Below are 25,536 nucleotides of genomic sequence, written 5' to 3'. Positions count from 1 at the left end.
GCGCTCAGACGAGGAGCCGCCCGCGCGGCTGGGCCGGATGGGCGAGGGCCTCGGTGTAGGCCGCGGCCATCCGGTCCACCGCGTCCTCCAGGACGTCCGGCGGGCGGGTGTAGGCCAGGCGCACATAGCGCTCCAGGGTTCCGTCCACACCGAACACCGGCCCCGCCGCCGTGTGCACCCCGTGCCGCTGGGCCGCGGCGGCGAACGCGCTCGCGACCGGCTGGGGCAGGGCCGCCCACAGCACCAGGCCGCCGCCGGGCACGCTGGGCCGCCAGTCGGGCAGGCGCTCGCGCATCGCCCGCAGCAGGGCGTCGCGGTTGCGGCGCAACTGGCGGCTGCGCTCGGCGCGGATGCGCAGGACGTCGGCGAGCAGGTGCGTGACGGTGAGCTGGTCGAGCACGGACCCGGCCAGGTCGAAGCGCTGACGCGCCGCCATCAGGCGGGAGACCATCGGCACGGTGGTGCGGACCCAGCCCACGCGCAGCCCGCCCCACAGCAGTTTGGCCACCGACCCGACGGTCAGCACCCGGCCGTCGGTGTCGTGTGCGGCCACGGGCGCGGGCAGGTCCCCGGAGTCGATGGCCAGCTCGGCGACGGACTCGTCGACCACCAGGTGGGTTCCGCAGCGGCGGGCCTCGCGCACCAGGGCCTGCCGCTCGCCGTCGTCCATCAGCGCCCCGGTGGGGTTGTGGAAGTCTGGGATGAGGTAGGCCAGCTTCGGCCGCCACTGGCGGAAGGAGTCGGCGAGGTAGTCCATGTCCCAGCCCTGCGGGGTGACGCCGACCGTGCGGATCCTGGCCCCGGCCCGGCGCGCGGCGTCGACGCCGTGCGGGTAGGTGGGCGACTCCACGAGCACGTCGTCGCCGGGTTGGACGAGCAGGTCCACGGCCAGGGTGAGGGCCTGTTGGGCTCCGGCGGTGACGAAGATCTGCTCGGGGGTGGTGGGCAGGCCGCGTTCGACGTAGCGGCGGGCGATGGCGTGGCGCAGTTCCGGCAGGCCGTGGGGGTAGTAGCCCTGGCCGCCCAGGTACGCGGCGAGCTGCTCGGCGGCCCGGAAGGAGGCGTCCCTGAGTCCGTCGACCGCGGGGGGCGCGGCGACACCGAGGTCGATCCGCTCGGGCTCGGGCACCAGCGGTGACAGTTCGCCGTTGCCGGGGTCGGGCAGGACGGTCCAACTGCCCGCGCCCTGGCGGCTCTCCAGGAAGCGGTGGTCGCGCAGCCAGGTGTAGGCGGCGGTGACGGTGTTGCGGCTGACACCGAGCGCGGTGGCCAGGTCGCGTTCGGCGGGCAGGCGGGTGTTGGTGGGGACCCGGCCGTCCATGACCAGCCCGCTGACCGCCTGGGCGATGGCCAGGTAGTACGGTCGCTCCACCGGTGCCTCGCCGATGAGGCGGGCCAGGAGCCGACCGTTGATCCGTCGGCCGCCCGCAGCGCTTCTCCCAGACGGACGTGTGGGGCCCTGCCGTGCCATGTCGTGTACTCCGCAATGCCCGAGAACCGGGCCAGTTGATCTGATTGGCACTTCTCTTCCAGTGCCACTAGGACCACGATACCGAGGTGGCCCCCCGCTTGCACCGTCGTCCCCTGATCCGAGCACAGGAGTGTCCCATGACCGCGCCGCGCCCCCGACCCGCGCCTGCCGCCGCCCTGAGCCGTCTGTTCGTCACCCCGCTGGTGCCGCGGCCCCGGCTGCGGCGGCTGGTCTGGCTGTACCTGGGTCTGGTGCTGTTCGGGCTCGGCGGCGCGCTGCTGGTCCGCGCCGAACTGGGTGCGATGCCGTGGGACGTCCTGCACCAGGGGCTGTCCCTGAGGACGGGGCTGTCGATCGGCACGTGGAGCGTGATCGCCGGGACCGCGGTGATGCTGCTGTGGATCCCCCTGCGCCAGAGGCCCGGCCTGGGCACGGTCAGCAACGTGGTCGTCCTCGGCCTGTCCATCGACCTGTTCCTGTGGCTGCTGCCCGAGAACGGTTCCCTGGAGGTGCGCCTGCTGATGCTGGTGGCGGGCGTCGCCGTGTGCGGGGTGGGCAGCGGGTACTACATCGGCGCCGGGCTCGGCCCTGGGCCGCGCGACGGGCTGATGACGGGTCTGGCCGAGCGCGGGTGGTCGGTACGGATGGCACGCATGGTGATCGAGGTGGTCGTCGTGGTCACCGGAGCCCTGCTGGGCGGCACGGTGGGCGTGGGGACGGTGGTGTTCGCGCTGTCCATCGGACCGATGGCGCAGGCGTTCCTGTCGCTGCTGCGGATTCCGGACGGGAACAGCGGTGCCACAGTGCCTCACCGCTAGGGCGCCTTCCCGACGGGACTGTGTCACCACGGCATAACTTCTCTGAAGAGGAACTCCGCAATACACCACATATCGCCACGACGACCGAAATGCACGTGCAGTCGTGGGTAGCGAATGCCCGTGCAAGAGGGGAAGATGGATCCCGGTAGACGGCAAGGGACGGGTACCGGCCCTCGTCCGTGTCCGATCTTTTCGGCTGCCCTGGCCTGGGAACATAACCGGGTATACGGCGGCCGGGAGCTTCGGGAGGGAGGTGGTCCGGTGATCCGTGAGGCGCCCCTCCCCGAATCCGGGCGGTGTCCGGTGCCGGGTAGGGCCAGTGAGCCCCCGACAGGGCGCGTACACGGGCGTGCGCGAGAGGAGTCGCGACGAAGCGGCAACCGTGTCCCCGCACGGGTTCACGTGCCATCCGCAAATGCCGAAGCAACATGTTGGGGGTGAGCCGCGTGCCCGGCTGGATTGAAGACTACGCACTGATCGGCGACATGCAGACCGCCGCACTGATCGGACGGGACGGCTCACTCGACTGGGCGTGCCTACCCGATTTCGACTCCTCCGCTTGCTTCGCCGCCCTGCTGGGCGACGACCAGAACGGCAGTTGGTCACTGCGCCCCGCAGGGGGCGACCCCCGTGCCACGCGCCGCAGGTACCGGGGGGAGACCCTGATCCTGGAGTCGGAGTGGGACACCGACACCGGGAGCGTACGGGTGATCGACTTCATGCCGCCGCGCGGCGGCGCCCCCCACATCGTCCGCATCGTCGAGGGGATCAGCGGGTCCGTCGAGATGGAGACGGCCATGCGGATCCGGTTCGACTACGGCCACGTGGTGCCGTGGATGCACCGCTCCGGCTCCGAACTCGTGGCCATCGCCGGCCCCGACGCCGTCTGGCTGAGCACCCCCGTCACCCTCCAGGGCCACAACTTCACCCACGACGCGCGCTTCACCGTCACGGCGGGCCAGCGCGTGCCGTTCGTGATGACCTGGCACCCCTCCCAGGTGGAGGAGTCCGACCACCTGGACGCGGAGAAGGCGCTTTCGCGGACCCAGCGGTTCTGGGAGAAGTGGGTGGACCAGTGCACCTACGACGGCCCCTACCGCGAGGCGGTCGTCCGCTCCCTCATCGTGCTCAAGGCCCTCACCTACCGCCCCACCGGGGGCATCGTCGCCGCCCCCACCACCTCCCTGCCCGAGGAGATCGGCGGGGTGCGCAACTGGGACTACCGCTACTGCTGGCTGCGCGACGCCACCATCACCCTGGAGGCGCTGATCCGCTCCGGGTACAAGGACGAGGCGTTCGCCTGGCGCGAGTGGCTGGTGCGGGCCGTGGCGGGCGAGCCGCAGCTCATGCAGATCATGTACGGCATCCGCGGCGAGCGCAGGCTCACCGAGTGGGAGGCCGACTGGCTGCCCGGGTACGAGTCCTCGCGGCCGGTGCGCATCGGCAACGCGGCGGTCGGGCAGTACCAGCTCGACGTCTACGGCGAGGTCATGGACGTGCTGCACCTGGCGCGGCGGTCGGGCATCCGCGGCGGCGACTACCTGTGGGGCATCCAGCGCTCGCTGGTCAACTACCTGGAGTGGTGCTGGGACGAGCCCGACGAGGGCCTGTGGGAGGTCCGCGGCCCGCGCCAGCACTTCGTCCACTCCAAGGTCATGGCGTGGGTGGCCGCCGACCGGGCGGTGCGCAGCATCGAGGAGTTCGGCAAGGAGGGCCCCATCGAGCGGTGGACGGCCCTGCGCGACACCATCCACGCCGAGGTGTGCGAGTACGGCTACGACCCGCACCGCAACACCTTCACCCAGTACTACGGCGGCAAGGAGCTGGACGCCGCCCTGCTGCTCATCCCCGAGGTGGGGTTCCTGCCCTACGACGACCCCCGGGTGGTGGGCACGATCGAGGCGGTGCGCAAGGAGCTGATGGTCGACGGATTCGTGCTGCGCTACCGCACCGACCTGGACAACTCCGCCGACCAGTTGCCCGGCGACGAGGGCGCGTTCCTGGCGTGCAGCTTCTGGATGGCCAACGCCCTGCTGTCCATCGGCCGCCACGAGGAGGCCGAGGAGCTGTTCGAGCGGCTGCTGTCCCTGCGCAACGACCTCGGGCTGCTGGCGGAGGAGTGGGACCCGGGGGCCGGGCGCCAGGTCGGCAACTTCCCCCAGGCGTTCAGCCACGTGCCGCTGGTGACCACCGCGCTGAACCTCGCCGACCACCAGGGCGGCTGGCGCGCGGAGTAGTGAACCCCTCCCGGGGCCGGGTCGCGGCCCCGGGAAGGCGGCGGGTCAAGTGTGCAGGGCAGGGTCGATCCAGACCGGGTGGAGGTCGTTCGCTGTGGACTCCAGTTCCAGCCGGAGGTTCTCCACACCGGTGACGTCCACATCGACGGCGAAGCTCTCCCCCGGTTCCAAGGTCTCGGAGACCAGGGTCTCCCTGTCGGCGTAGAGGAAGAACGAGGTTGTTCCCTCGTCTCCGGAGCGGTCATCCAGCGCAATCACCGCGGTGAACGAGGTGTAGTCGCCGTCGATGTAGTAGTCGGCCCACCCGCTGCACGGAGCGTAGGGGTTGTCTCGGCACACGATTGCCCGTTCATGGCCGTACACTTCACCGTCGACCTGCGCGCGCCCCACCTCGGGACGCCAGGTTCCGTCCCACGAACGGATGTCGAACCGGGTGAGCAGGAACGTCTCCGACTCGGCCGAGGCCTCCTCCGACGCGGAGGACGAGACACCGTCCGAGTCCGCAGACTCCTCCAAGGGCTCCACGGAAGCCTCCTCGTCGGCGGCAGTGGTCCCCCCGCCCGGTTCGGTGCCCGTGGAGGGCTCGTCCAGGGCCGCGTCCACCGGCTCCCCGGCCTGTTCGGAGGCGGTGAGGACGGGCACCACCCGGTCCATCACGACGTAGGCGCCGCCCGCTCCGATCATCATGCACACCACGCCGTAGACCGCGAGCCCGACCAGCCGGGGCTTGCGCGACCGGCGCTTGCCCGGCTCCGGCTCCCGGGGGCGGCTCGTGGGAGGCACGGGGTGGCCGCCCGCCACCGGGTACGGCGCCGTCCGGGGGGCGGCGCCCGCCGCGTTCGGGGAGACCGGACCACTCCAAGCGGGGGACGCGGGTGGCGGGGTGGGGGCGCTGTGGGGGCGCGGCACCGGGGCGGGGGGAGGCACCGGAAGGGGCTGCGGCCCGACGGCCCCCCGGTGGCGGGCGGGGGGCCGGGCAGGGGCGGGCGGCCTCGGCCCCGGCTGTTCTCCCGCCGGAGGCCCAAAGGGGTTTCCCGGCCGCTTCGCCGCCGGGGGCCCCGCGGGGGTTCCCGGCGGGGGCTCGGCGGCCTCCCCCTCCTGCTGCGGCCGTCCGCGCATCCCGCCGACCGGACGCTCGGGCATGTCCTCGACGTCCTCTTCGCGGTCCGGAGCGGGTGGCGGAGCCTGGCCCTGCGCCTCGGGCCCCGAGGTCCGCTCCCCCGGGGGCGCCGCGGGCGGCGGACCGGCGACCGGCTCTCCGGAGGGCGGGGGCGGCTCCGCCTCACCGGTCTCCGGCTCCTTCGGCGTGAGCGGCTCGGCCACCGCCGCGGCCGACAGCGCCTCGCTCACGGGTGCCGCGGGATCCTCCGCGGGCCCGGTCCAGGGCGCGGACGTGGCCAGGGACCGCAGCGCCCGGACCCAGTCCGAGGACGCGGGCCGCTCCCCCGGCTCGGCGGAGAACATCGACAGGACCAGGTCCCGCTGGCGCTCCCCCGCCTCGGCCACCAGGGGCAGCGCACCGAACCGTTCGCGCAACTGCTCCGGCGAGGGCGGCGGCTCCTCCCCCGTCAGCGTGAAGAAGACGACCGCACCGAAGGCGTACCGGTCGGTGGCCGCGGTGTACTCGCCGCTGAACACCTCGGGCGCCGCGTACCCCGGGGTGAACCACGGCCGGGCCGTCATGTGCCGCGCCGCGACCCGGCTCAGCCCGAAGTCCACCAGCGTGGCCTGCCCCTCGTCACTGATCATGACGTTGCCCGGCGACAGGTCGCCGTGCACCACCACGCGCTTGGACGGGGTGGCCCGGCCCGAGTGCAGGACGTCCAGCACCACCGCAACCTGTTCCAGGTAGCGCAGCGCCTCGCGCTGGCCCCGGACGCCCTCCACCGCGTGCTCGGCGCGCCAGTCCCGCAGGTCCAGGCCCTCCACGTAGTTCATCACCAGGTACAGGGCGCGGTCGGAGGGGTCCCCGGCGCCGTCGGCGGGGTGCTCGGGGGCGCCCTCGAAGTGCTCGCGCACCCCCACCACACCCAGGCGGTTGATGAACCGCAGCAGCTCGGCCTGCTCGCCCCACTTGGTGCTCAACTCGGCGAACCGCTCCTCGCCCAGCACCGAATCGGGGTTGAGGGCCTTGACGACCACCGGTTCCGTCTGGCCCGCCAGGGCGACCTCGGCCAGGTAGAGCGTGGCCTCGCCGCCACGCCCCACCGACCGGACCAGACGGTACTTGTCCGGATGGGAATCGGGACCGACGTAAAGATTGAGGGTCACGGCTCTCCGCCACTCATTCACGGGGGGTCAGGGGGTCGGTGCTCGGTTCGAGGGCCCGGCACGAGCACAGCCACGCTCTCACACATCGGTGACGGAACCGGCATCGCGCTCTGCGCAGTCCGGGTTCCGCGAACGGGGATCGGTGGTACCGCCCGGATCACACTTCTGGTCGGGCCACCAACGGGGCACTGTGTACGCTGCGCTTGGGTACCGGAGGCGGAGGGGACGGTGAGGGCCGCGGTGACCGGGGAACGGGTGCTGGGGGGCCGCTACCGGCTGCACACCCTGGTGGGCCGGGGCGGTATGGGCGAGGTGTGGCGGGCGGTCGACGGCGTCCTCGACCGCGACGTGGCGGTGAAGGTGATCCGCCCGGGTTCGGTGGGCACCGCCGAGGTCGTCTCCCGGTTCCGGCGCGAGGCGCGGCTGACCGCGCGCCTGGCGGGCCATCCCCACGTGGTGATCCTGCACGACTTCGGCAACGACGGCCCCGAGGGCGACGAGGTGCTGTACGCGGTGATGGAGCTGGTCCAGGGACGCCCGCTGACGGCGGTGCTGCGGGAGAGCGGGCCGATGCCGGTGCCGCGCGCCGTCGACCTGGTGTCCCAGGCCGCGTCCGGGCTGGGCGCGGCGCACCGGGCGGGGATCGTCCACCGCGACGTCAAGCCGAGCAACCTCATGGTGGTCGAGGAGGGACCCGGCGGCGGCACGGTCAAGGTGCTCGACTTCGGGATCGCCTCGCTCACGGCCGCCGAGACGAGCCGCCGCCTCACCCGGACGGGCGGCGTCATGGGCACGCCCGCGTACATGTCGCCCGAGCAGATCAACGGCACGCGGATGTCGGCGGCCGGGGACCTGTACTCGCTCGGCGCGATCCTCTACGAACTCCTGACCGGCCGGCCGCCGTTCGAGAGCCCCCACCCGCTCGCGGTGCTGCGCATGCACATGGTGGAGCGGCCCCGCCCCGCCGAGGAGCTGCGCCCGGACGTGCCGAGGCCGCTGTCGGAGCTGGTGGCGTCGATGCTGGCCAAGGCCCCCCAGGACCGTCCGGCCTTCGCCGAGGAGGTCCTGGACGGCCTGGCCCCCTTCCTCCCGCGCGGGCGGCCCCGCACGAGGCCGGAGGCGGGCCGGGCGCGAGAGGAGCGTCCCGGGTCCGCGGACGGGGCCGACGCGGCGGAGCCCACCACCCGCCTGGACGCCGACGCGCTGCGCGACCGGCTGGAGGCCGCGCTGGCCCTGGCCGACGGCGGCCGTTACGCGGCCGCCGTCCGGGAGGTGGGCGGGCTGCTCCCCCTGCTGACGGGCGCGCTGGGCGCCGACCACCCCGACACGCTGCGCGCCCGCCGCCAGGAGGCGTACCTGTCGGGCAAGGACGGCGACCACCGCGGTGCGGTCGCGCGCCTGGACGCCCTGGTCGCCGATCTGATGCGCGTCTACGGCGCCCAGCACCCGGAGACGCTGGCGGCCCGCTACTACCTGGCGGCCAACGCGGGGCAGGCCGGGGACCACGCGCTGGCCGCGCGCGTGCACGCCGACCTGGTCCCGGACCTGGTGGCGGTGCACGGCCCGGACGCCGAACGGGTGCTCGGTACGCGCCTGTACCTGGCCTTCGCCACCGGGGAGGCGGGGCGGCCGCGGCAGGCGGTGGACCTGTTGGAGGGGTTGGTGCCCGACCTGGCCCGGGTGCTGGGCGAGGAGGACCGCACGACCCTGCGCGGGCGCCACTACCACGCCGCCTACCTGGGCCACTCCGGTGCACCGGAGGAGGCGGTGCACCGCTACCGCGCCCTGGTGGAGGACCACACGCGGATCTTCGGGGCCGCCCATCCCGCCACCCGTATCGCCCGCTCCCACCTGGAGCGCTGGGAGGCCCGCCTCCGCCCGTAAGGACGCGACACCGGCGGAATGTGAACGTTCCCCTGTGCACAGCCGTGACGAAGCGTCATCTCCATTCGTATGGGCCAAACCGATGTTTCCCGAGGGGCGGAGGACTGTCTACTCCTGCTGGGGCGTGAAGTGGCTGTGGACGACGACATTCTCTCCCTCCGTTCCCCTGCATTCCATGTGCTACCGGCCAATCACCTACCCATCGGGGTGGAGCTGGGGGCCGCGTTCATACAACCCCGTGCTGTCCCAGTCCAGGAGGCTGAGCAACAGGTACGATCGCAGGTCTTCAGACCTTCTGGATCAACGGCCCTGACTGTGGACAGCGCACTCCTCAGCAATTCTGACAGGACCGGCCTCCGGGCGCGCACCCTAAGCGTGGTCATTGACGAACCAGGCACATGGATCGTCACCGTTGAATCAGGGGACAACCACGCGAAACGTACGTTCGACGTCGTTCCGGAGGCAGCAGAATAGATGCCTCCCCGTTTGACCCGGCATCTCCGGGAAAGGATGCGACAGCGGCGGATCACGGAACAGGATGTCCTGTCCGCGCTGACACGCCCTCTCGAAGAAGAGCATGACTCCAAGAACAACTCGTACAAACTGTACGGTCACACGAGAGACGGCCGAAAGATCTATGTCGCGGTGAAAGACACGAAATGGGGCACTCCGGACCCTGTGTTCAAGACGATGGTGGAAGTATCGTGATCCTCATGGAAGCACCTCGAAGCGTGACGATCGACCAAGAAGCGGACGCTGGTTACCTCGCTCTTTCCCATGGCCCGGTGTCGAGGAGTTCCGACCACGGATCGTTCATCGTCGACTACGCCGCAGACGGGCGTCCCATCAGGGTCGAGGTGCTCACCTTGGGCCGCCCGCTGGATACCGACTCGGTCTTGGAGATCCTGAGCGAGTCACCGGGCGAACCGGACTCGGACACACAGGCATGGGTGCTCTCCTTCACTGCCCAGATCACCGACCTCGACGATCAGGTCATCTCCGACCCACCGCAGGAAGGTGCAGGGACACCCCGGGAAGAGGGCCGTTCCCTCACCGTCGCAGAGGCCGCGACGGTCATGCGGGTCTCGAAGCTGGCGGTACACCGAATGGTCCGCTCCGGTGCCCTGCCCGCCATCCGCACCGGTCGCTCCCAGCGCATCCCCAGACAGGCCGTGCACGACTACCTCACGGGGACCGCCGCGAAACTGGGGTCGTTCGGCTGACCGAAGACGAAACCGGAACGCCGAATCGGCTCCGCAGTGGGCCGGCCGAACCGGTCCGGTCTGTCCCCGCCAGCCGCTAGGGTTCTGGCCATGCCGACCAGGGATCTCAACGACATCATGGACAGCGGCTGGGCGAAGGCGCTGGAGCCGGTCGCCCCGCAGATCGCCGCTATGGGCGACTTCCTCCGCCAGGAGGTCGCCGAAGGCCGCACCTACCTGCCCGCCGGGGACCACGTGCTGCGCGCCTTCCAGCAGCCCTTCGACGACGTGCGCGTACTCATCGTGGGCCAGGACCCCTACCCCACCCCGGGCAACCCCGTGGGCCTGAGCTTCTCCGTCGCCCCCGACGTGCGCCTGCCCGCGAGCCTGCGCAACATCTACAAGGAGATGCAGGAGGACCTGGGTGTGCCCATGCCCTCCACCGGCGACCTCACCCCCTGGACCGAGCAGGGCGTGCTGCTGCTCAACAGGGTCCTCACCGTCGCCCCGGGCAAGGCCGGGTCGCACCGCGGCAAGGGCTGGGAGGCCATCACCGAACAGGCCATCCGCGCCCTGGCCGAGCGCGGAACCCCTCTCGTGTCGATCCTGTGGGGCCGCGACGCCCGCAACCTGCGGCCCCTGATGCCGGGTGTGCCGTGCGTGGAGTCCGCCCACCCCAGCCCCCTGTCGGCGCGCAACGGCTTCTTCGGCTCCCGCCCCTTCAGCAGGACCAACGCGATGCTCCAGGAGATGGGTGCCCAGCCGGTGAACTGGGAGCTGCCCTGAGGCGTCACAGAGAGCGAAGCCCCCATAACGACCACGGACCCGACACCCGGTGTCGGGTCCGCCCGCGTTCGACCCCCGATGCGGAAAGGCCCCCATGGCGCAACAGCTCACCTACGCCGACGCCCTGAGGATCCTCGGCGCCGACGACCCCGAGACGGCCGAGTTCGGCGAGAGGCTCGCCGACGGCGGCCTGGCCCTGGCAGGCGTCCCCGACCTCTTCGGCCTCCGGGGCGCTCTGGTCAGCCAGGGGCGCAGGGCCCTGGAGGGGATCAGGGACCGGATCCGGGGGGAGAGCCGCCTGACCCGGACCGCGCGGATCGAGGCGGCGCACCAGATCCTGGTGACCGTGGCCTTCTTCGAGGCGGTGGAGGAGGCCCTGGAGCAGGTCGGCGCCCCCTTCGCCCTGGCGGACCTGGAGTTCACCGGCGAGGAGCAGACGGCCCTGCTGGTGCGCGTCCTGGAGCACTCCGCCCCCGGGCGGGCGCCGCTGATGGGCGCGGCACGCATCGACCGGTTCTTCGTGGACTGCCTGTTCCGCGACTTCGCGCGCTTCCTGACCGGTCTGGCGGTGGCCGAGAAACACGGCGTCCTCTCCGCCGAGCACGCGCTGATCGCACGGCTGCGCCCCGTGGCCTGCGAGTACGCCTCGGTGCGGTACGAGGAGTCCTACCGCCTGCTGGCCGCCGACATCCCCGAGTTCGGCATGTGGGCCCACCTGGAGGAGCACGAGCGGACCCGGTCGGCGGTCGAGACGGGCCTGCGCGCGCTGAGCAGGAGCCTGGAGGCGGTCGGTTCGGACCGGGCCGTGGACCGCAGGCGCGCGGAGCTCGCCGCCGGGCACCGGGCCGTCCTGCGGCGGCCGGTGCTGCGCTCCGACGAGGTGGGCCGGGGGATCACCCTGCCCACCCTGGAGGAGGCCTACGTCCCGCCCCGGGGCCGGGTCGCGTACGCGACCCGCGGCGGCACGCCCTCCACGGAGGAGTGGTGGGAGCCGCTGCCGGTCCTCGACGACCTGCAGACGGTCATCGCCGGACACCTCGTCCACCCCCTGGCCGCGGAGGTACCCACCGTCATCCTGGGTCACCCCGGCTCGGGCAAGTCCAAGTTCACCGAGATGCTCGCCGCGCGCCTGCCCGTGTCGGACTTCCTGCCGATCCGGGTGGAGCTGCGCGCGGTCCAGCCCAACGCCCCCATCCACCTCCAGATCGAGGAGGGGCTGACCGCGGCGCTGCACACCCGGGTGTCCTGGCGCGAGCTGGCCGAGTCCGCCGAGGGCGCGCTGCCCGTGGTCATCCTGGACGGCTTCGACGAACTCCTCCAGGCCACGGGCGTGGACCGCTCCGACTACCTGGAGCGGGTACAGGAGTTCCAGCAGCAGCAGGAGGCCCTGGGACGGCCCGTGGCGGTGATCGTCACCAGCCGGACGGTCGTGGCCGACCGCGCCCGGTTCCCCGACGGCACCCTGGTGATGCGGTTGGAGCCCTTCGACGACGCCCGGATCGAGCAGATGCTGCGGGTGTGGAACCGCGCCAACGCGGCGGTCTACGCCGAGCAGGGCCTGGAGCCGCTCACCCTGGCCGCCGTGGCCCCCTACCGCGAACTGGCCGAACAGCCGCTGCTGCTGCTCATGCTGCTCATCTACGACTCGGCGGACAACGCCCTCCACCACACCTCGGGCGGGCTGTCCAACGAGGACCTGTACGAGCGCCTGCTGAGGATGTTCGCCACGCGCGAGGTGGACAAGCACCGCTCCGGTCTGGGCCGCGAGGACTTCGACGAGGCGGTCGAGGAGGAGCTGCGCCGCCTGGAGATCGCGGCGCTGGCGATGTTCACCCGCCGCAAGCAGAGCGTGACCGCCGAGGAGCTGGGGCGGGACCTGGCGGTCCTCATGCCCAGTGCGGAGCACCCCTCGCAGGCCGGCCCGAACGGGCGGATCGACCCGGCGGCCCGGGTGCTGGGGCGGTTCTTCTTCGTGCACGAGGCGCGGGCCCAGGCCGCCGACGGGACGGCGAGCGTGTTCGAGTTCCTGCACGCCACGTTCGGCGAGTACCTGGTGGCGCGGGCGGTGGCCACCGCGCTGGACGACCTGGAGGCCACGCGTGTGCGGCCCTCCCGGCGCCGGGGTGGGAGCGTGCGCCCCGACGACGGCGAGCTCTACGCGCTCTCGTCCTTCTCCTGCTACACGGGACGCGACAAGGTCGTGGAGTTCCTGGGCACGCTGCTGCTGCGGCGGCTGGAGGCGGAGCCGGGGCTGCGCGAGGCCTACTCGGGCCTGCTGGTGGAGCTGTTCAAGGACGCCCCGTTCCCGGCCCCCAACCGGTCCTACTCCGACTACGAGCCCAACCGGATCCCGCTGACGCGCAGGGAGGCCAACTACACCGCCAACCTCGTGGTGCTGCTGTGCCTGGTACGCGGTGAGCCGGTGGACACCGCCGAGCTGTTCCCCGACTGGGCCGAGCCCGACCAGGCCCTCCAGGGCCGGGCCTCGCTGTGGCGGTCCCTGCCCGGCCCCGAGTGGTTCTCCCTGATGTCGGCCCTGCGCGTGCGCCACCTCAACGGCTGGAACCACGATGAGCTGACCACCGTCATCGGGCTGGACGACGGCTCCGCCGTCGACGCGGGCGAGTGCCTGGGGTTCGAGCTGCGGTCGCGCCCCAAGCAGGACCTGCTGCCCGACGTGACCGATCCCTACGGCATCGCGGTCCCCCACGGCTCGGTCACCGCCCGCCTGCTCAAGTCGGTGTCGATGCGGGTCAACGGCACGGCCGCCCGGTTCACGCTCGGGATACTCCCCTACCTGCGCCACGTCTCCACCGACCTGGCCACCTGGTACCAGGGCGCCGGGGACGAGCGGGTCTGGAGCCAGCTCCACGAGGTCATGCGGCTGCGGATGGAGCCGCCCACCCCGAACGCCCGGGAGCGGCTGGGCAGCTACCGGAGGCTGCTCGGCGAGACGCTCCTGGGCCGGATCGAACTGCTCGTGCTGCGCCAGGCCGCCGAGGACCTGGCCCTGCTGTCCGACGAGGTGGCGCGGGCCGAACTGGCCGCGACCGTCCGACGGTACCTGAACGGCGTGACGGAGGTGGTCTCCGGGAACGCGCTCGGCCCCGGGGAGATCTGGCCGGTACTGAACGCCCTCGGCTCCCGTGTCGGCCGGGAACGCACCGAGCACATCCTGGAGCTGGCCCGCGCGCACCGGGACGGTTCGGCCCCCGCGGCCGAGCACACCGCACGGCCCGCCCACCGGGACCAGTCCGACGCCGTGGCCGCCCCTAGGGCCGTCGGGCTCGGCGGCAGCGCTGGCCCGTGAGCCGTGGCCGCCGGGGTTCGGCACCGGCGGCGGCCCGTCACAGAGCCGACGCGCGCACCCGCCCCACCAGTTCGGGAACGGACTCCCCGATGGGGTCGCGGACGACGGCGGCGGCGAAGTCGTCGTAGGGGGTCGGCTCGGCGTTGACCACGATCAGGGCGGCCCCCGACACCATCGCCATGTCGCACAGGCCCGCCACCGGGTGCACGGTCAGCGAGGTGCCCACCGCGAGGAACACGTCGCACTCGCGGGCCGCCCGCGCCGCCTCCTCGATGACCTCCGCCTTCAGGCGCTGGCCGAAGGAGATGGTGTCCGACTTCTGGATGCCGCCGCACGCGGAGCACCGGGGGTCGGACTCCACCTCCAGCCGTGCGAGGACCTCCGGGGTGGGGGTGCGCAGCCCGCAGGCCACGCACACCACCCACAGCATGGTGCCGTGCACCTCGACGAGCTGCTCCGGGGTCAGGCCCGCGCGCTGGTGGAGGCCGTCGATGTTCTGGGTGACGAGCGCCCGCAGCCGCCCGGTGGCCGCCAGCTCGGCGAAGGCCCGGTGCGCGGCGTTGGGCGCGGCCTCCCACACCGGGTGCGCGCGGCGGCGCAGCCAGGTCTCGCGGCGGACGTCGACATCGCCCATGTAGGTGTCGATGTCGGTCATGAGCTGGGCGGCGGGGTTCTTCGTCCACACCCCGGAGGGCCCCCGGTAGTCGGGGATCCCAGAGTCGGTGGACACCCCCGCCCCGGTGAGCACGGTGATGCGTCCGGCGGACGCCAGCAGGTCGGCGGCGCGCTCGAACGCCTCCCGGTCGGAGTGGTGCGCGGTGTCGGTGATCGAGGCCATAGTCCATTGTTGCAGCGGAGGCCGTGCGGCCTGCTTCCGCGTCACCGACACGGGGACCTCACCCGGCGGACACGACGCCCCGGACGCCCACTCGGACGTGCTCGCGCCACCGCACGCGAGGTCCGCCGCGCCCGTACCGCCCACGAGTTCGACCCGGTCGCCTTCGGTGGCGACGGTCGGTCCCATCCCCATCGAGCAGCCGCAGGGGGCCGTCCAGCGCTGAGTACCCCCCCGGGCCAAGGAGACCGCGTACTCGGTGCCGTCGTCGGAGGCGACGAAGCAGGCGGTCCCGTCGGCGACGGTGCCGCGCAGCAGGCCGAACAGTTGCGCTTCGGCGGAGCCCTCCGCCACCGTGCCGCCGGTGGAGAGGACGTCCAGTTCCTCTCCTGGAGCGGAGCAGCCCACAGCGGACACCACGGCCGCTGCGGTGAGTATCGCGGCGATCGAACGCCCGTACGCCAGGTAACGGCCTACATCGACGTCCACCGTCACCAGTTCGGGGTCGAGCCGATCTGCGAGGTGTTGCAGGTCGCCCCGTCCACCTACTACGCGGCCAAGAGCCGGGTCCCGTCGCTGCGCTCGCGCACCGACGGGGCCACCACCGAAAAGATCCACACGGTGCACGCCGACAACTACGGCGTCTACGGGGTGCGCAAGGTCCACGCCGAACTCAACCGGCAGGGCCACCGGGTGGCCCGCTGCACCGTCCACCGGCTGATGAAACGCGCGGGTCTGCGCGGTATCACCCGCAGCAAGGGCCCGCGGACCACCATGACGGGCGCGGCTCCCGGTCCCCGCCCGGACCTGGCCGAGAGGGCGTTCACCGCGGACGCTCCGAACCGGTTGTGGGTTGCTGACATCACCTACATCCGCACCTTCAACGGGTGGGTCTACGCGGCGCTCGTGATCGATGTGTTCTCCCGCCGCGTGGTGGGCTGGCGGGTGTCGAAGCCGCTGCGCACCGATCTGGCGCTGGACGCGCTGGAGATGGCGGTGTGGAACCGCCAGCACGTGGGCCGGCGCATCGACGGCCTGGTCCACCCCTCCGACCGGGGCGTGCAGGGCGGATTCAACTGGTTGTCGCAACACCTCGATCAAGGGGTGTGGAAATGGGACGACCTCGAGGCTGGGGTGCTGCTGTCACCGGTAGACCGCCGATGCGCTCACCAGGGCGACCGACCACCAACGCGCGCCAGGTTCAGCGTCGCTTCTGGGCCCGAATCGCTGAAGGCCTCTCGACCGAGGACACAGCAGCAGCGCGCGGGCGCCATGGTGGCCGACCGGACCGACCTGCCCGAGCAGGAGCGGCAGGACATCGCCCCGGCGGTGGGCATCGGTGCCGTGAAGTACGCTGACCTGTCCTCGGACCGCGAGAAGGACTACGTCTTCGGCTGGGACCGCATGCTGGCCATGGACGGCAACACGGCCGTCTATCTCCAGTACGCGCTCGCACGTATCCGCTCGATCCCGCGCCGAGCCAGCGATACACCGCCACTCGGCTCCCCGGTGGCGCTGACCGAACGAGCCGAACGTGAACTGGCCCTGCGCCTGGCCCGCTTCCCGGACGCGGTGCAGACGACCATCACGCACCTCCAGCCGCACCGGATGGCCACGTACCTGTTCGAACTCGCGACCGCGTTCGGTTCCTTCTACGAGAACTGCCCCGTACTCAAGTCCGAGGGCCGGGTACGCGAGTCGCGTCTGGCTCTGGCCGCGCACACCGCCATGGTGCTGGAACGCGGGCTCGACCTGCTCGGTATCACCGCCCCCGAGCGGCTGTAGCGGCTCTCCTGCCGGGGCGGGGCTTCGTACGCGGCCTCGCTCCGGCTACCTGTGGGCCTGTGACCGGCTGGTCGGCACCGACGTTCGCGGACACACTCACCGACCGTGGCGCCGATCCCCAACTCCGTTCCTACCCGTGGTCCTACCCCGCAGGGCCGGACTGGTTCACCAACCTCGCGGGCTACGCCAGGCCCGAAGACCCAGGGCGCTGTGTTGCGTACCTCCTACCGTGATCCGCTCACACTGACCGAATTCATGGATCTGTGGCCCGAAGGACCTGCTGTCGGAAGACCTTCATAGCCGACTTGACGGAGCGGCAGAACGTCACAATCCGAGTCCATTCCGTTCTCACATGGTGCTCATACGACCTCGCGATGCTCATCAAGATCGTCCGCTGCAAGCTGGGCTTCCTCCCAAGAGCGGAAAAGGGAGGGGCCGCCGGGACGGGTGGTCCCGGCGACCCCGGAACCGCGCTACCGGGGCGGCGGCAGGGGCACCAGAACGGCGGGCGTGTCGTCCCCTCCCTCACCCAGACGGCGCCAGGCCGTCAGCCAGCGCTGCCAGTCCCCCTCCGTACCGTCGCAGGCGACCACGAAGGCGTTCAGCAGGGTGAACCGGGGAAGCCGGTCGCTCTTGAGTGCGTCGCAGAAGGCCGCCGCCGAGTACAGCCCGCCGCGCTCGGCCATCTTCCGGAACGAGGGGGAGCCCGCCCACTTGCGGTAGCGCCGCATCACGTCCACGAACTCGGCCGGGGTGGCGGCGGTCATCGGGTCGGGCTTCATGTCGTATCCGGGCAGGTCGGGGACCACGGTGCGTGGCGACACGGGCGGCGGTTCGGTCGGGGGCCGGGGATGGTCGTCGACCAGGACCACCGCCCGGTAGGACGGAGTACGGCCGTCCCGGGCGGACACCGGCACGACCGGTACCTCCCCCCACAGGATGCCGTCGGGGTCCCTGCGGACCCGGCGCGGAAGCGCGTCGGGGATCGGCCGGTACCCGGGGTCGGGCCGGTAGCGGAGCAGCGACTGGTGGGGGCCGGAGCCGGCGTTGCCCGCGTTCATCTGCTGTTCCCGGAGCGCAGGGTGCGGTGGGCGGTGTCGGCGGCGAGCCCGGTCGCGGCCGCCGCGATCAGGAGCGCGGTGGCCAGGTCGTGGCCAGTGGCCTGCACGAACACCGCGAAGACCAGGACCAGGACCATGATCAGGACCCGGCCTGCTTGCGGGGTAAGGGAAATGGACATGGTGTCCTTCCGAAAGGGGATGACCTGTGGTGGCCGACGGTCGCACGCCGATTCGTGCTGCATATGGCTTCGGTCGGAGAACTCCGCCCCGTGAGGCGTGCGACGCGAAAGGCCGATGCGGGGAAACTACCTGAGCGCCCCGTCGAAAAGCACAAGGTTCGGTGTGCTATGTCCTGGTAGAAGAAGTTTCAGCAGCAAAGTGACGGAAGAAGTGTTCTGACATAAGCGGCCCCATGCGGAGTTCGGCAGCGTTCAGGGTTGTTCAGAACCGTTCGAGAGGGATCCGTCAATGTTCCCCGGGTTTTGCATGAGCACGCCCCAGGAAATAAGGGAGCCACGGGGCACCCATTCTCGGCTCGACTATTTCCTGTCACAAACTCCGATTTAGGCCATTCCGCAAACCGGTGCACGCTGTCGCCCGTGCCGGGCCGACCCGCACCGGACCGATGACGGAAGCCCACCGCGCCCGAAACATCCGGTTCGGGCCGGCGTGCGGCATTCGTGACCCAGGGCACACCCCATCGTTGCCGCGGGCACCGTACTGTCTCCTTCCGCGCCGCCTCCGGGCGGTGCGGCGCGTCCGAGGGGTCGGGCGTGGACGAGACACGTGTGCGAAATGCCCTACCGATGCACACCACATGCCCCAAAGGTGCGAAAATCGACACTGCCATGAAGCAGCAGCCGTCCTACATCCTCGTGGTCAACGGGACCAAGGTGGAGCGCCCGGTGTTCGTCCTGGGCGCGCCCCACTCCGGAGTCCCCGAGATCGCCAGCACCCTGTCCCACGCACCGGGGTTCCACCTCGGTTCCGGATCCCCCGGGGTGCTCAACGCCGTCTACGCCGTCGCCCGGCGCCCCTCCCTGGCCCAGGAGAAGGTCTCGGGGACCGCGAGCCTGCTCCGCGAGGCCTACGCCGAGGCCTGGCAGTTGACCCCCCTGACCTGTCCCCGGTGCCCCGGACCGGGTGCGGGTGTGCCCGCCAACACCTCCGGGGAGCCCTGCGAGCACAGCGCCGGGGTCCGGCGGTACGGGGACGCCGGGCCCGATCTGCTGTTCTGTGCCAGCGCCCTGCACGAGGCCTTCCCCGACGCCCTGTTCGTCCAGGTCATCCGGGACGGCCGGGACGCCGTCGCGGCCATGCTCGACGACGAGGTCGCCCTGGCCTGGCTCAACCCCAGCGCGGCCAGGATCGAGCACGAGTTCCCCAACCACTTCTTCGGTCTGGGGGAGGAGGCCGACCTGGCCGCGTTCCGGGACGGCTCCAACGCGGTCAAGTGCGCGATGCGCTGGCGCGGTGCCGTGCGGATGCACGCGCGCCTGCGCGGGGAGATCGGCGAGGACCGGCTCATGACCCTGCGCTACGAGGACGTGCGCGGCGGGGAGGTGGCCGCCGCGCAGCGGCTGCGGGAGTTCACGGGGGCGCGTGTGTCGGCCACGGACCTGGTGGACCCCGCCTCGTGGGGGTCGGGTGCCTGGCGCGACCGCCTGACCCGCCAGGAGGCCGGGGAGGTCGGGGAGGTCGCGGGTACCGAGCTGTCCCGGCTCGGCTACACCTGAGACGGGACTTCGACGGCGATCCCGTGGGCGCCCATGAGGGTCTCGGCGGCATCGCGGGCCGTCCGTGTCGCGTCGGTGTCGCCCAGGACGCTGCGGGCGACGACCGCGCCCTCGTGCAGCATGGCGAGGGCCTCGGCCAGGCGCTCGGGGGCGGCGGCACCGGCCTGTTCGACGAGGTCGGTGAGGAGCGCTCGCAGCCGCAGCTTCTGCCCCACGGCCACCTCCCGGCCCGGGTGGTCGGGGTCGGACAGTTCGGCGTAGGCGTTGACCATGGCGCAGCCGCGCGGGTTCTCCCCGTCCATCCAGGCGTAGAGGGCGTCGAAGGTGGCCAGCACCCGGGCGCGCGGGGTTCCGGCGCCCGCCACATGGCGGGCGAGGTAGTCCTGCCACCGCTCGTCCCGGGCGCGCAGGTAGGCGACGACCAGGTCCTGTTTGGAGCCGAAGCGGTCGTAGATGGTCTTCTTGGTCACGCCCGCCTCCTCGGCGAGCAGTTCCATGCCGACGGTGTTGATGCCGCGCGTGTAGAAGAGCCGGCCGGCCACGTCGAGGACCCTGCGCGCGGCGGGTGTCAGCGGTCTGGCTTCGGCGGCGGTGGCGGTCATCGGGGCCGTCCTTCGAATGGTGCTGGTGGTGCCCGGTGACTATACCAATCGGTATACGCCGCTACCGTCCCGCCCCCGCAGGTCAGGCACGGCTGCGCTCGGGCACCCGCTCCGCGGGCGGCTGCGCGACCAGGGTCTCCTCGACCGCCTCCACCATCCCCAGGGCCTCGGCGTCCTCCTCCAGCACCTCGTCCACGTCCTCGGGCACCACCGCCGTGCACACCAGCTCCACGAGGGCGTCGGCCTCCAGCAGCTCGGTGACGCCCACCACGCTCATCGGCGGGTAGTAGCGCCCCATGTGGCGGCGGTAGACCGAGCCCAGGGTGGGCAGGTTGGCCCGGTAGGCGGTCATGGACGTGGTGTACACGCACATGTCGACCACGTGACCGGGCTCGGCCCCCGCCGAGCGCAGCGCCTCCACCATGTTGGCCAGGGCCTGGTCGAACTGCTGCACCACCGTCTCCCCGACCACCGAGCCCGAGGGCCGCAGCGGAAGCTGCCCACCCACGTGCACGGTGCGGCCCGGCGCGGCCAGGAGCGCGTGTGAGAAGCCCACCGGCTCCGGGAGGGACATCGGGTTGACGATCCTGTGCGGTGTGCGGTCCATCGCGGTCCTCCGTGGTCCGGCGCCCCGTCCGCCGCCGTGGACCGGCCGGACCGCGGCCGTCCGCAGCCGCTACGATGGGCGCATGTCGCTTACTTTCCTGCTGTCGGCCGCCGCCCTGGTCGCCGTGCTCGCCGTCTTCGCCGCGATCCTCGTCGGGGGCGCCGTCTACGTCGGCCGGATCCGCCGCAGGGGGCCCGAGACCGTGCTGGTCGGCGCGCGCAAGCGGCGCGACCTGCGCGACTGACGCTCCGCGCGGCCGGTCGGCCCTACCGCCCGTCGAACTCGTCGGGGTGCGGGCCGAACCTCTTGTCCTCGTCGATCCCGTCGATGCGGTCCATGTCCGCCTGTGAGAGTTCGAAGTCGTCGATCCGGAAGTTGGACTCGATCCGCTCCGGGGTCACCGACTTGGGGATGGCCACGTTGCCGAGCTGGATGTGCCAGCGCAGCAGCACCTGGGCGGGGGTGCGCTCCATCTGTTCGGCGATGTCCACGATCACCGGGTGCTCCAGCAGGTAGCCCCGGCCCAGCGGGCTCCACGCCTCGGTGGCGATGCGGTGCTCGGCGTGGAACTCGCGCAGGGCCCGCTGGTCGAGCAGCGGGTGCAGTTCGATCTGGTTGACCATGGGGATGATGCCGCCCTCGTCCATGACCCGCTCCAGGTGCGGGCGCTGGAAGTTGGACACCCCGATGGCGCGGACCCTGCCCTCGGCGTACAACCGCTCCAGGGCCCGCCACGTGGGGACGTACAGGTCCCGCGCGGGCAGCGGCCAGTGGATGAGGTACAGGTCCAGGACCTCCAGGTGCAGGTTCTTCATGGTGGTGTCGAAGGCCCGCAGAGCGTTGTCGTAGCCGTGGTCGTCGTTGGCCAGCTTGGACGTGACGAACACGTCCTCGCGGTCGAGTCCGGCCCGGCTCAGGGCCTCCCCCACCCCCCGCTCGTTGCCGTAGCCGGCGGCCGTGTCGATACTGCGGTAGCCCGTCTCCAAGGCGACCGCGACCACGTCGACCGCGTCCTCGTCCGACACCTGCCATACCCCAAAGCCCAACTGCGGCATGCGAACGCCGTTGTTCAGCGTCACGTCGGGAAGCGTCATCTTCAATCCCCCGTCGGCCCTGGCCTGTCCCGGCTCCTCCAGCGGCGGCACCACCGTGCCCTGTCCGCATCCTGCCACGCCGTACCCTGCCAGGCGTTGAGGCTGCGCCGCGCCGGAGCGGGGTTTTTCGGCTCCGCCCCTCCACCGCCCCTCCCGGCGCGCCGACGACACGCCCGGGAGCGCCCGCAGGCCACGGCCTCGGAGAAGCCTTGCCCGCCGATGGCGCGCGCTTTCTCCTCCCGCGAAGGTCGGTGTCCGACACTGGCGTGTGGGGTGCGTGCCCGCGCACTCCGAACCGGTCCACCGACGACGGAGGGGGAGGTCCGCAGTGACCACAGCGGAGAACACCGGTACGGCGCCCAGACCGCGCAGCAGCCAGCCCTGGCTGCACCAGAAGGGGAGGGAGATCCAGGAGTTCGGCACCGTCCGCCAGCTCCCGATCGGCCTGTCCTACAACACGCGGATGTACTCGTGCCAGCGGCTGAACCAGGTCCTGGCCGACACACAGATCCTGCACGGCCTGTACAAGAAGCACCACTGGCTCATGCGCGGGCACACGTTCTACCAGTTGCACCTGCTCATGGACAAGCACGCCGACGAGCAGACCGGGCTGATCGACGACATCGCCGAGCGCGTCCAGACCCTCGGCGGGGTCGCCATCGGCGACCCCAGGCACGTCGCGGAGATCACCCGTATCCCGCGTCCGCCGGACGGTGTCGAGGAGGTCCCCGCGATGCTCTCCCGGCTGTTGGAGGCGCACGAGGCCATCCTGGAGGACTGCCACGAGGCGGCGGCGCGCTGCCAGGAGGCGGGCGACGACGGCACCAACGACCTTCTGGTCTCCGGTGTCATCCGCCGCAACGAGCTCCAGGCCTGGTTCCTGGCCGAGCACCTGGTGGACACGCCGCTCGTGCACTCGTAGGCACCGCGCCGGGTCCGCGCCCCGCTGCGGGGCGTGGACCCGGCGAGTCCCATCAGGCGGTGGCCAGGCCCCACCGTCGGCGCAGGGAGCGGTCGGCCCAGTTGAAGAACACGTCGATGACGATGCCGATGGCCAGGACGATGATGACGTAGCTCAGCAGCAGTTCGGCGTCGTTGAGCTGCCGGGCCTGGCTGAGCGCCCATCCGATGGAGTTCTGCTGGTCGATGATCACCAGCAGCTCGCCGGCCATGAGGGAGCGCCAGGCGAAGGCCCACCCCTGTTTGAGGCCGCTGACGAACATCGGCAGCGCGGCGGGCACGATCAGCAGCCGGTACCACTGGAGGCCGCGCAGCCCCATCGCCTGCCCGGCGCGTTTGAGCGAGGGCGAGACGTAGTCGATCCCGGTGACCAGGCCGCCGGCGATGGACGGGGCGGCCCCCAGCACGATCACGAACATGATCGCCGACTCGCTGATGCCGTAGAGCAGCATGGCGAACGGGAACCACACGATCGAGGGCATGGTCTGCAGGCCGGTGATCAGCGATCCGATGGCAACGCGCAGCGGCTTGATCTGGGAGACGGCGAGCCCGAGGACCAGGCCGATCGCCAGGGCCAGCGCGAACCCGGTGAGGGCGCGCCGCAGGGTGACGCCCACCGCGGCCCAGAACTCGGCGCCGGTGACCTCCTGGAACAGGACGGGCAGGACCCGGTCGGGCCCCGGGAAGACCCACTCGGAGCGCCATCCCGACCACACGACCAACTGCCAGGCGGCCAGGACCACGGCGACCGCGAGCAGTTTGGGCCAGGCGGCGGCCCAGACCCGGCGGGCCGTGTGGGCCGCTCCGCGTTGGGCGCTCTCGGGTCTGAGTTCGAGGGCGTCCAGGCCCTGGACCTGCCGGTCCCGGGTGTCGGTGTCAGGCATGGCGCGAGACCTCCTGGCGGAGCCGGTCGGTGATCACGGCGGCCTGGGTGGCGATCGGCGCGGAGTCGATGCGCCGGGGGCGCTCGGCCTCGATGGCGAACTCGTCGATGACGCGGCCGGGGCGGCTGGAGAGCAGCACGACGCGGTCGCCCAGGCGCACTGCCTCGCGCACGTTGTGCGTGACGAACAGGACGGTGAGGCGCTTCTCCCTCCAGATGCGCTCCAGTTCGTCGTGGAGGATGTCTCGGGTCATGGCGTCCAGGGCGGCGAAGGGCTCGTCCATGAGCAGCACGTCGGCGTTCTGGGCGAGGGCGCGGGCCATGGCCACGCGCTGGCGCATGCCGCCGGACAGTTCGTGGGGGCGCTTGCGCTCGAACCCGGTCAGCCGCACCAGGTCCAGGAGTTCGGCGACACGCCGCCTGCGCTCGGCCCTGGGGACGCGGTCGACCTTCATGGGGACCTCGATGTTGGCGCCCACGGTCAGCCACGGGAACAGTGCGGACTCCTGGAACATCATCGCCACCTTGTGGCCGCCGGCGTCCACGCTGCCCGTGGTGGGGCGGTCGAGTCCGGCGACCATGGAGAGCAGGGTGCTCTTGCCGCACCCGGAGGCGCCCACGATGGACAGGAACTCGTGTTCGGCGACGGAGACGGACATGCCGTCGATGGCGGTCACGGCCGCCGGTCCCCGTCCGAAGACCTTGGAGATCGTGTCGACCTCCACGGCGCTGGTGCGCAAGGGTGCCTCGGTGGTGATGGTCATGGGCCGTTTCAACCTTCCAGCACGGAGACGGGGTCGCGGCCGTCCTCGGCGAGGATGGCGTTGAGCGTGTCCAGGGCGTAGATTCCGGTGAGGTCGACGGGGTCGAGCAGGCCGACCGCCTCGGCGCGCTCGGCGCCGGTGTACAGCGACGGAGCGACGGGGTCCACGGTGAAGTCGATCCGCCCGAAGGCCGCCTCGGTGACCTCGGGCGACAGCCGTGATCCGGTGATCGCCTCAAGGTGGTCGTCGACGGCCGCCCGCACCTGCTCGGGGTGGCCGTTGATCCAGTCGACGGTGTCGATGTGGCCGCGCAGCAGGTCCTCCGCCAGGTCGGGGTGGTCCTGGAGGAACGCGGTTCCGGCGATCAGGTGGGCGGTGACGAACGCGCCGCCGCTCCAGGTGTCGGCCTCGTCGACGAGCAGGTGGGCGCCGGTCTCGGTGAGCAGGCGGCTCAGGTGGGGCTCGGGGACCCACGCGCCGTCGATCTCGCCGAGTTCGAGGGCGTTGACGATCTCGGCCGGGGTCTGGGGGAGGATGGAGAGCTCTCCGCCTCCGGCCGCGTCGGTGTCCCAGCCGCGCTCGCGGGCGAACCAGCGCAGGGCCACGTCCTGGGTGTTGCCGAGCTGGGGGCTGGCGACGGTGCCGCCGCGCAGGTCGTCGACGCCCTCGATCCCCTCGGCGGCGACGAGCCCGGCCCCGCCGGAGGCCGCTCCGGCGATGATGTGCAGGGCCTGGCCCTCGGACTGGGCCCAGCCGTTGACGGCGGGGTTGGGACCGACCAGGGCGACGTCGACCTCGCCGGAGAAGACGGCGTTGATCGCGTCCGGGCCGGCGTTGAAGACGCGGGTGTCGAAGGCGACGCCCTCCCCCAGGGCGTCGGCGTAGGCGCCGGTCTCGACGCCGACCAGGGCGGGGGCGTGGGTGAGGGTGGGGAAGTAGCCGAGGGTCACGGAGGGGCCGTCGTCCTCGCCGGGCGCTCCGCAGCCGGCCAGGGCCAGTGCCAGGACGGCGCACGCGGCGAGCGCGCGCGTGGCGGGCGCGGGCGGTCGCATCAGTGGTGGCCCCTTTCCGGTTCGGACGTCCGCCTGAAACTCTACTTAATGAGTAGGTTTTGTGGAAGCTGAACGCGGACCCCCGCGCACCCCGAAGGAGTGATCCCTGTCACCCGGAGCCCGCGAACCGTCCGGCAACGGGCCGCACCGCCACCACCGGCAACACGCAGATCATCAC

22 protein-coding genes, 1 pseudogene and 1 other annotated feature are annotated in these 25,536 nt (G+C 71.7%); of the genes and pseudogenes, 12 read left to right on the top strand and 11 right to left on the bottom strand.

Going from position 1 to position 25,536, the window contains the following annotated elements; all coding sequences use genetic code 11:
* Nucleotides 1-4 precede the first annotated feature (4 nt).
* Nucleotides 5-1,471, bottom strand: a complete 1,467-nt coding sequence (locus ACFHWE_RS11985; protein ID WP_416601199.1) for a PLP-dependent aminotransferase family protein — start codon at nt 1,469-1,471, stop codon at nt 5-7.
* 137 nt (nt 1,472-1,608) lie between these two features.
* On the opposite strand from ACFHWE_RS11985, the gene ACFHWE_RS11980 reads away from it, so the two are divergent.
* A complete protein-coding gene (locus ACFHWE_RS11980; protein ID WP_416601197.1) occupies nt 1,609-2,289 on the top strand; it encodes a YczE/YyaS/YitT family protein in 681 nt (226 codons plus the stop codon).
* A 431-nt stretch (nt 2,290-2,720) separates the two neighbouring features.
* Nucleotides 2,721-4,526 (top strand): glycoside hydrolase family 15 protein, encoded by a 1,806-nt coding sequence (locus tag ACFHWE_RS11975; protein WP_416601276.1) that lies wholly within the window; start codon nt 2,721-2,723, stop codon nt 4,524-4,526.
* A gap of 45 nt (nt 4,527-4,571) precedes the next feature.
* On the opposite strand, the gene ACFHWE_RS11970 is transcribed toward ACFHWE_RS11975, so the two are convergent.
* Nucleotides 4,572-6,797 (bottom strand): protein kinase domain-containing protein, encoded by a 2,226-nt coding sequence (locus ACFHWE_RS11970; protein ID WP_416601196.1) that lies wholly within the window; start codon nt 6,795-6,797, stop codon nt 4,572-4,574.
* 240 nt (nt 6,798-7,037) lie between these two features.
* Between ACFHWE_RS11970 and ACFHWE_RS11965 the strand changes: the two genes are divergently transcribed.
* From ACFHWE_RS11965 to ACFHWE_RS11940, 6 genes and pseudogenes are all read left to right on the top strand, one after another.
* Nucleotides 7,038-8,681: a protein kinase domain-containing protein gene (locus tag ACFHWE_RS11965; RefSeq protein WP_416601274.1), complete on the top strand. Its 1,644-nt coding sequence runs from the start codon at nt 7,038-7,040 to the stop codon at nt 8,679-8,681.
* A gap of 474 nt (nt 8,682-9,155) precedes the next feature.
* Nucleotides 9,156-9,389 (top strand): DUF4258 domain-containing protein, encoded by a 234-nt coding sequence (locus ACFHWE_RS11960; RefSeq protein ID WP_416601195.1) that lies wholly within the window; start codon nt 9,156-9,158, stop codon nt 9,387-9,389.
* A pseudogene (locus tag ACFHWE_RS11955) lies at nt 9,341-9,532 on the top strand (DUF2283 domain-containing protein); the annotation flags it as partial. The gene ACFHWE_RS11960 and the pseudogene ACFHWE_RS11955, both read left to right, overlap by 49 nt.
* 144 nt (nt 9,533-9,676) lie before the next feature.
* Complete coding sequence (locus ACFHWE_RS11950) at nt 9,677-9,904, top strand: helix-turn-helix domain-containing protein (protein ID WP_416601273.1); 228 nt, start codon at nt 9,677-9,679, stop codon at nt 9,902-9,904.
* Between the two features lie 90 nt (nt 9,905-9,994).
* Nucleotides 9,995-10,669 (top strand): uracil-DNA glycosylase, encoded by a 675-nt coding sequence (locus ACFHWE_RS11945; protein WP_416601193.1) that lies wholly within the window; start codon nt 9,995-9,997, stop codon nt 10,667-10,669.
* 94 nt (nt 10,670-10,763) lie between these two features.
* Nucleotides 10,764-13,979, top strand: a complete 3,216-nt coding sequence (locus ACFHWE_RS11940; protein WP_416601191.1) for an NACHT domain-containing protein — start codon at nt 10,764-10,766, stop codon at nt 13,977-13,979.
* A gap of 37 nt (nt 13,980-14,016) precedes the next feature.
* On the opposite strand, the gene ACFHWE_RS11935 is transcribed toward ACFHWE_RS11940, so the two are convergent.
* Nucleotides 14,017-15,303, bottom strand: coding sequence for an SIR2 family NAD-dependent protein deacylase (locus ACFHWE_RS11935; RefSeq protein WP_416601188.1), 1,287 nt, complete (start codon nt 15,301-15,303; stop codon nt 14,017-14,019).
* Nucleotides 15,246-15,354, top strand: a sequence feature (AL1L pseudoknot). (Overlaps the previous gene by 58 nt.)
* On the opposite strand from ACFHWE_RS11935, the gene ACFHWE_RS11930 reads away from it, so the two are divergent.
* On the top strand, nt 15,292-16,599 hold the full coding sequence (locus tag ACFHWE_RS11930; RefSeq protein WP_416601271.1) for an IS3 family transposase: 1,308 nt from the start codon (nt 15,292-15,294) through the stop codon (nt 16,597-16,599). (Overlaps the previous feature by 63 nt.) The genes ACFHWE_RS11935 and ACFHWE_RS11930 overlap by 12 nt on opposite strands.
* Before the next feature lie 473 nt (nt 16,600-17,072).
* Here the strand turns inward: ACFHWE_RS11930 and ACFHWE_RS11925 are convergent, their stop codons facing one another.
* Both ACFHWE_RS11925 and ACFHWE_RS11920 read right to left on the bottom strand, forming a co-directional pair.
* The gene (locus ACFHWE_RS11925; protein WP_416601185.1) at nt 17,073-17,660 is read right to left on the bottom strand and encodes a hypothetical protein; all 588 of its coding nucleotides are present in this window, start codon (nt 17,658-17,660) and stop codon (nt 17,073-17,075) included.
* A complete protein-coding gene (locus tag ACFHWE_RS11920) occupies nt 17,657-17,839 on the bottom strand; it encodes a hypothetical protein (RefSeq protein ID WP_416601182.1) in 183 nt (60 codons plus the stop codon). The genes ACFHWE_RS11925 and ACFHWE_RS11920 overlap by 4 nt, the downstream gene beginning before the upstream one ends.
* A gap of 627 nt (nt 17,840-18,466) precedes the next feature.
* Here ACFHWE_RS11920 and ACFHWE_RS11915 point away from each other — a divergent pair.
* Nucleotides 18,467-19,396, top strand: a complete 930-nt coding sequence (locus ACFHWE_RS11915) for a sulfotransferase (protein ID WP_416601180.1) — start codon at nt 18,467-18,469, stop codon at nt 19,394-19,396.
* Here ACFHWE_RS11915 and ACFHWE_RS11910 read toward each other — a convergent pair.
* On the bottom strand, nt 19,387-19,998 hold the full coding sequence (locus ACFHWE_RS11910) for a TetR/AcrR family transcriptional regulator (RefSeq protein WP_416601178.1): 612 nt from the start codon (nt 19,996-19,998) through the stop codon (nt 19,387-19,389). The genes ACFHWE_RS11915 and ACFHWE_RS11910 overlap by 10 nt on opposite strands.
* 82 nt (nt 19,999-20,080) lie before the next feature.
* The gene (locus ACFHWE_RS11905; protein ID WP_416601175.1) at nt 20,081-20,605 is read right to left on the bottom strand and encodes a RidA family protein; all 525 of its coding nucleotides are present in this window, start codon (nt 20,603-20,605) and stop codon (nt 20,081-20,083) included.
* Between the two features lie 82 nt (nt 20,606-20,687).
* On the opposite strand from ACFHWE_RS11905, the gene ACFHWE_RS11900 reads away from it, so the two are divergent.
* The gene (locus ACFHWE_RS11900) at nt 20,688-20,849 is read left to right on the top strand and encodes a hypothetical protein (RefSeq protein WP_416601172.1); all 162 of its coding nucleotides are present in this window, start codon (nt 20,688-20,690) and stop codon (nt 20,847-20,849) included.
* A 22-nt stretch (nt 20,850-20,871) separates the two neighbouring features.
* Here the strand turns inward: ACFHWE_RS11900 and ACFHWE_RS11895 are convergent, their stop codons facing one another.
* Nucleotides 20,872-21,699, bottom strand: coding sequence for an aldo/keto reductase (locus ACFHWE_RS11895; protein ID WP_416601269.1), 828 nt, complete (start codon nt 21,697-21,699; stop codon nt 20,872-20,874).
* A gap of 328 nt (nt 21,700-22,027) precedes the next feature.
* On the opposite strand from ACFHWE_RS11895, the gene ACFHWE_RS11890 reads away from it, so the two are divergent.
* Entirely contained in the window at nt 22,028-22,621 is a 594-nt protein-coding gene (locus tag ACFHWE_RS11890; RefSeq protein ID WP_416601169.1) for a Dps family protein, read from the top strand.
* A gap of 52 nt (nt 22,622-22,673) precedes the next feature.
* On the opposite strand, the gene ACFHWE_RS11885 is transcribed toward ACFHWE_RS11890, so the two are convergent.
* The 3 genes from ACFHWE_RS11885 to ACFHWE_RS11875 are packed head-to-tail and all read right to left on the bottom strand — an operon-like array spanning nt 22,674 to nt 25,358.
* On the bottom strand, nt 22,674-23,543 hold the full coding sequence (locus tag ACFHWE_RS11885) for an ABC transporter permease (RefSeq protein WP_416601166.1): 870 nt from the start codon (nt 23,541-23,543) through the stop codon (nt 22,674-22,676).
* The gene (locus ACFHWE_RS11880; RefSeq protein ID WP_416601163.1) at nt 23,536-24,306 is read right to left on the bottom strand and encodes an ABC transporter ATP-binding protein; all 771 of its coding nucleotides are present in this window, start codon (nt 24,304-24,306) and stop codon (nt 23,536-23,538) included. Before ACFHWE_RS11880 ends, ACFHWE_RS11885 begins: the two co-directional genes overlap by 8 nt.
* 8 nt (nt 24,307-24,314) lie before the next feature.
* Nucleotides 24,315-25,358: an ABC transporter substrate-binding protein gene (locus ACFHWE_RS11875; RefSeq protein ID WP_416601160.1), complete on the bottom strand. Its 1,044-nt coding sequence runs from the start codon at nt 25,356-25,358 to the stop codon at nt 24,315-24,317.
* Nucleotides 25,359-25,536: the final 178 nt, after the last annotated feature.

Source organism: Nocardiopsis sp. LOL_012 (assembly GCF_048060475.1).
GTDB lineage: Bacteria > Actinomycetota > Actinomycetes > Streptosporangiales > Streptosporangiaceae > Nocardiopsis.
This window is presented reverse-complemented; position numbering and strand designations above follow the sequence as displayed.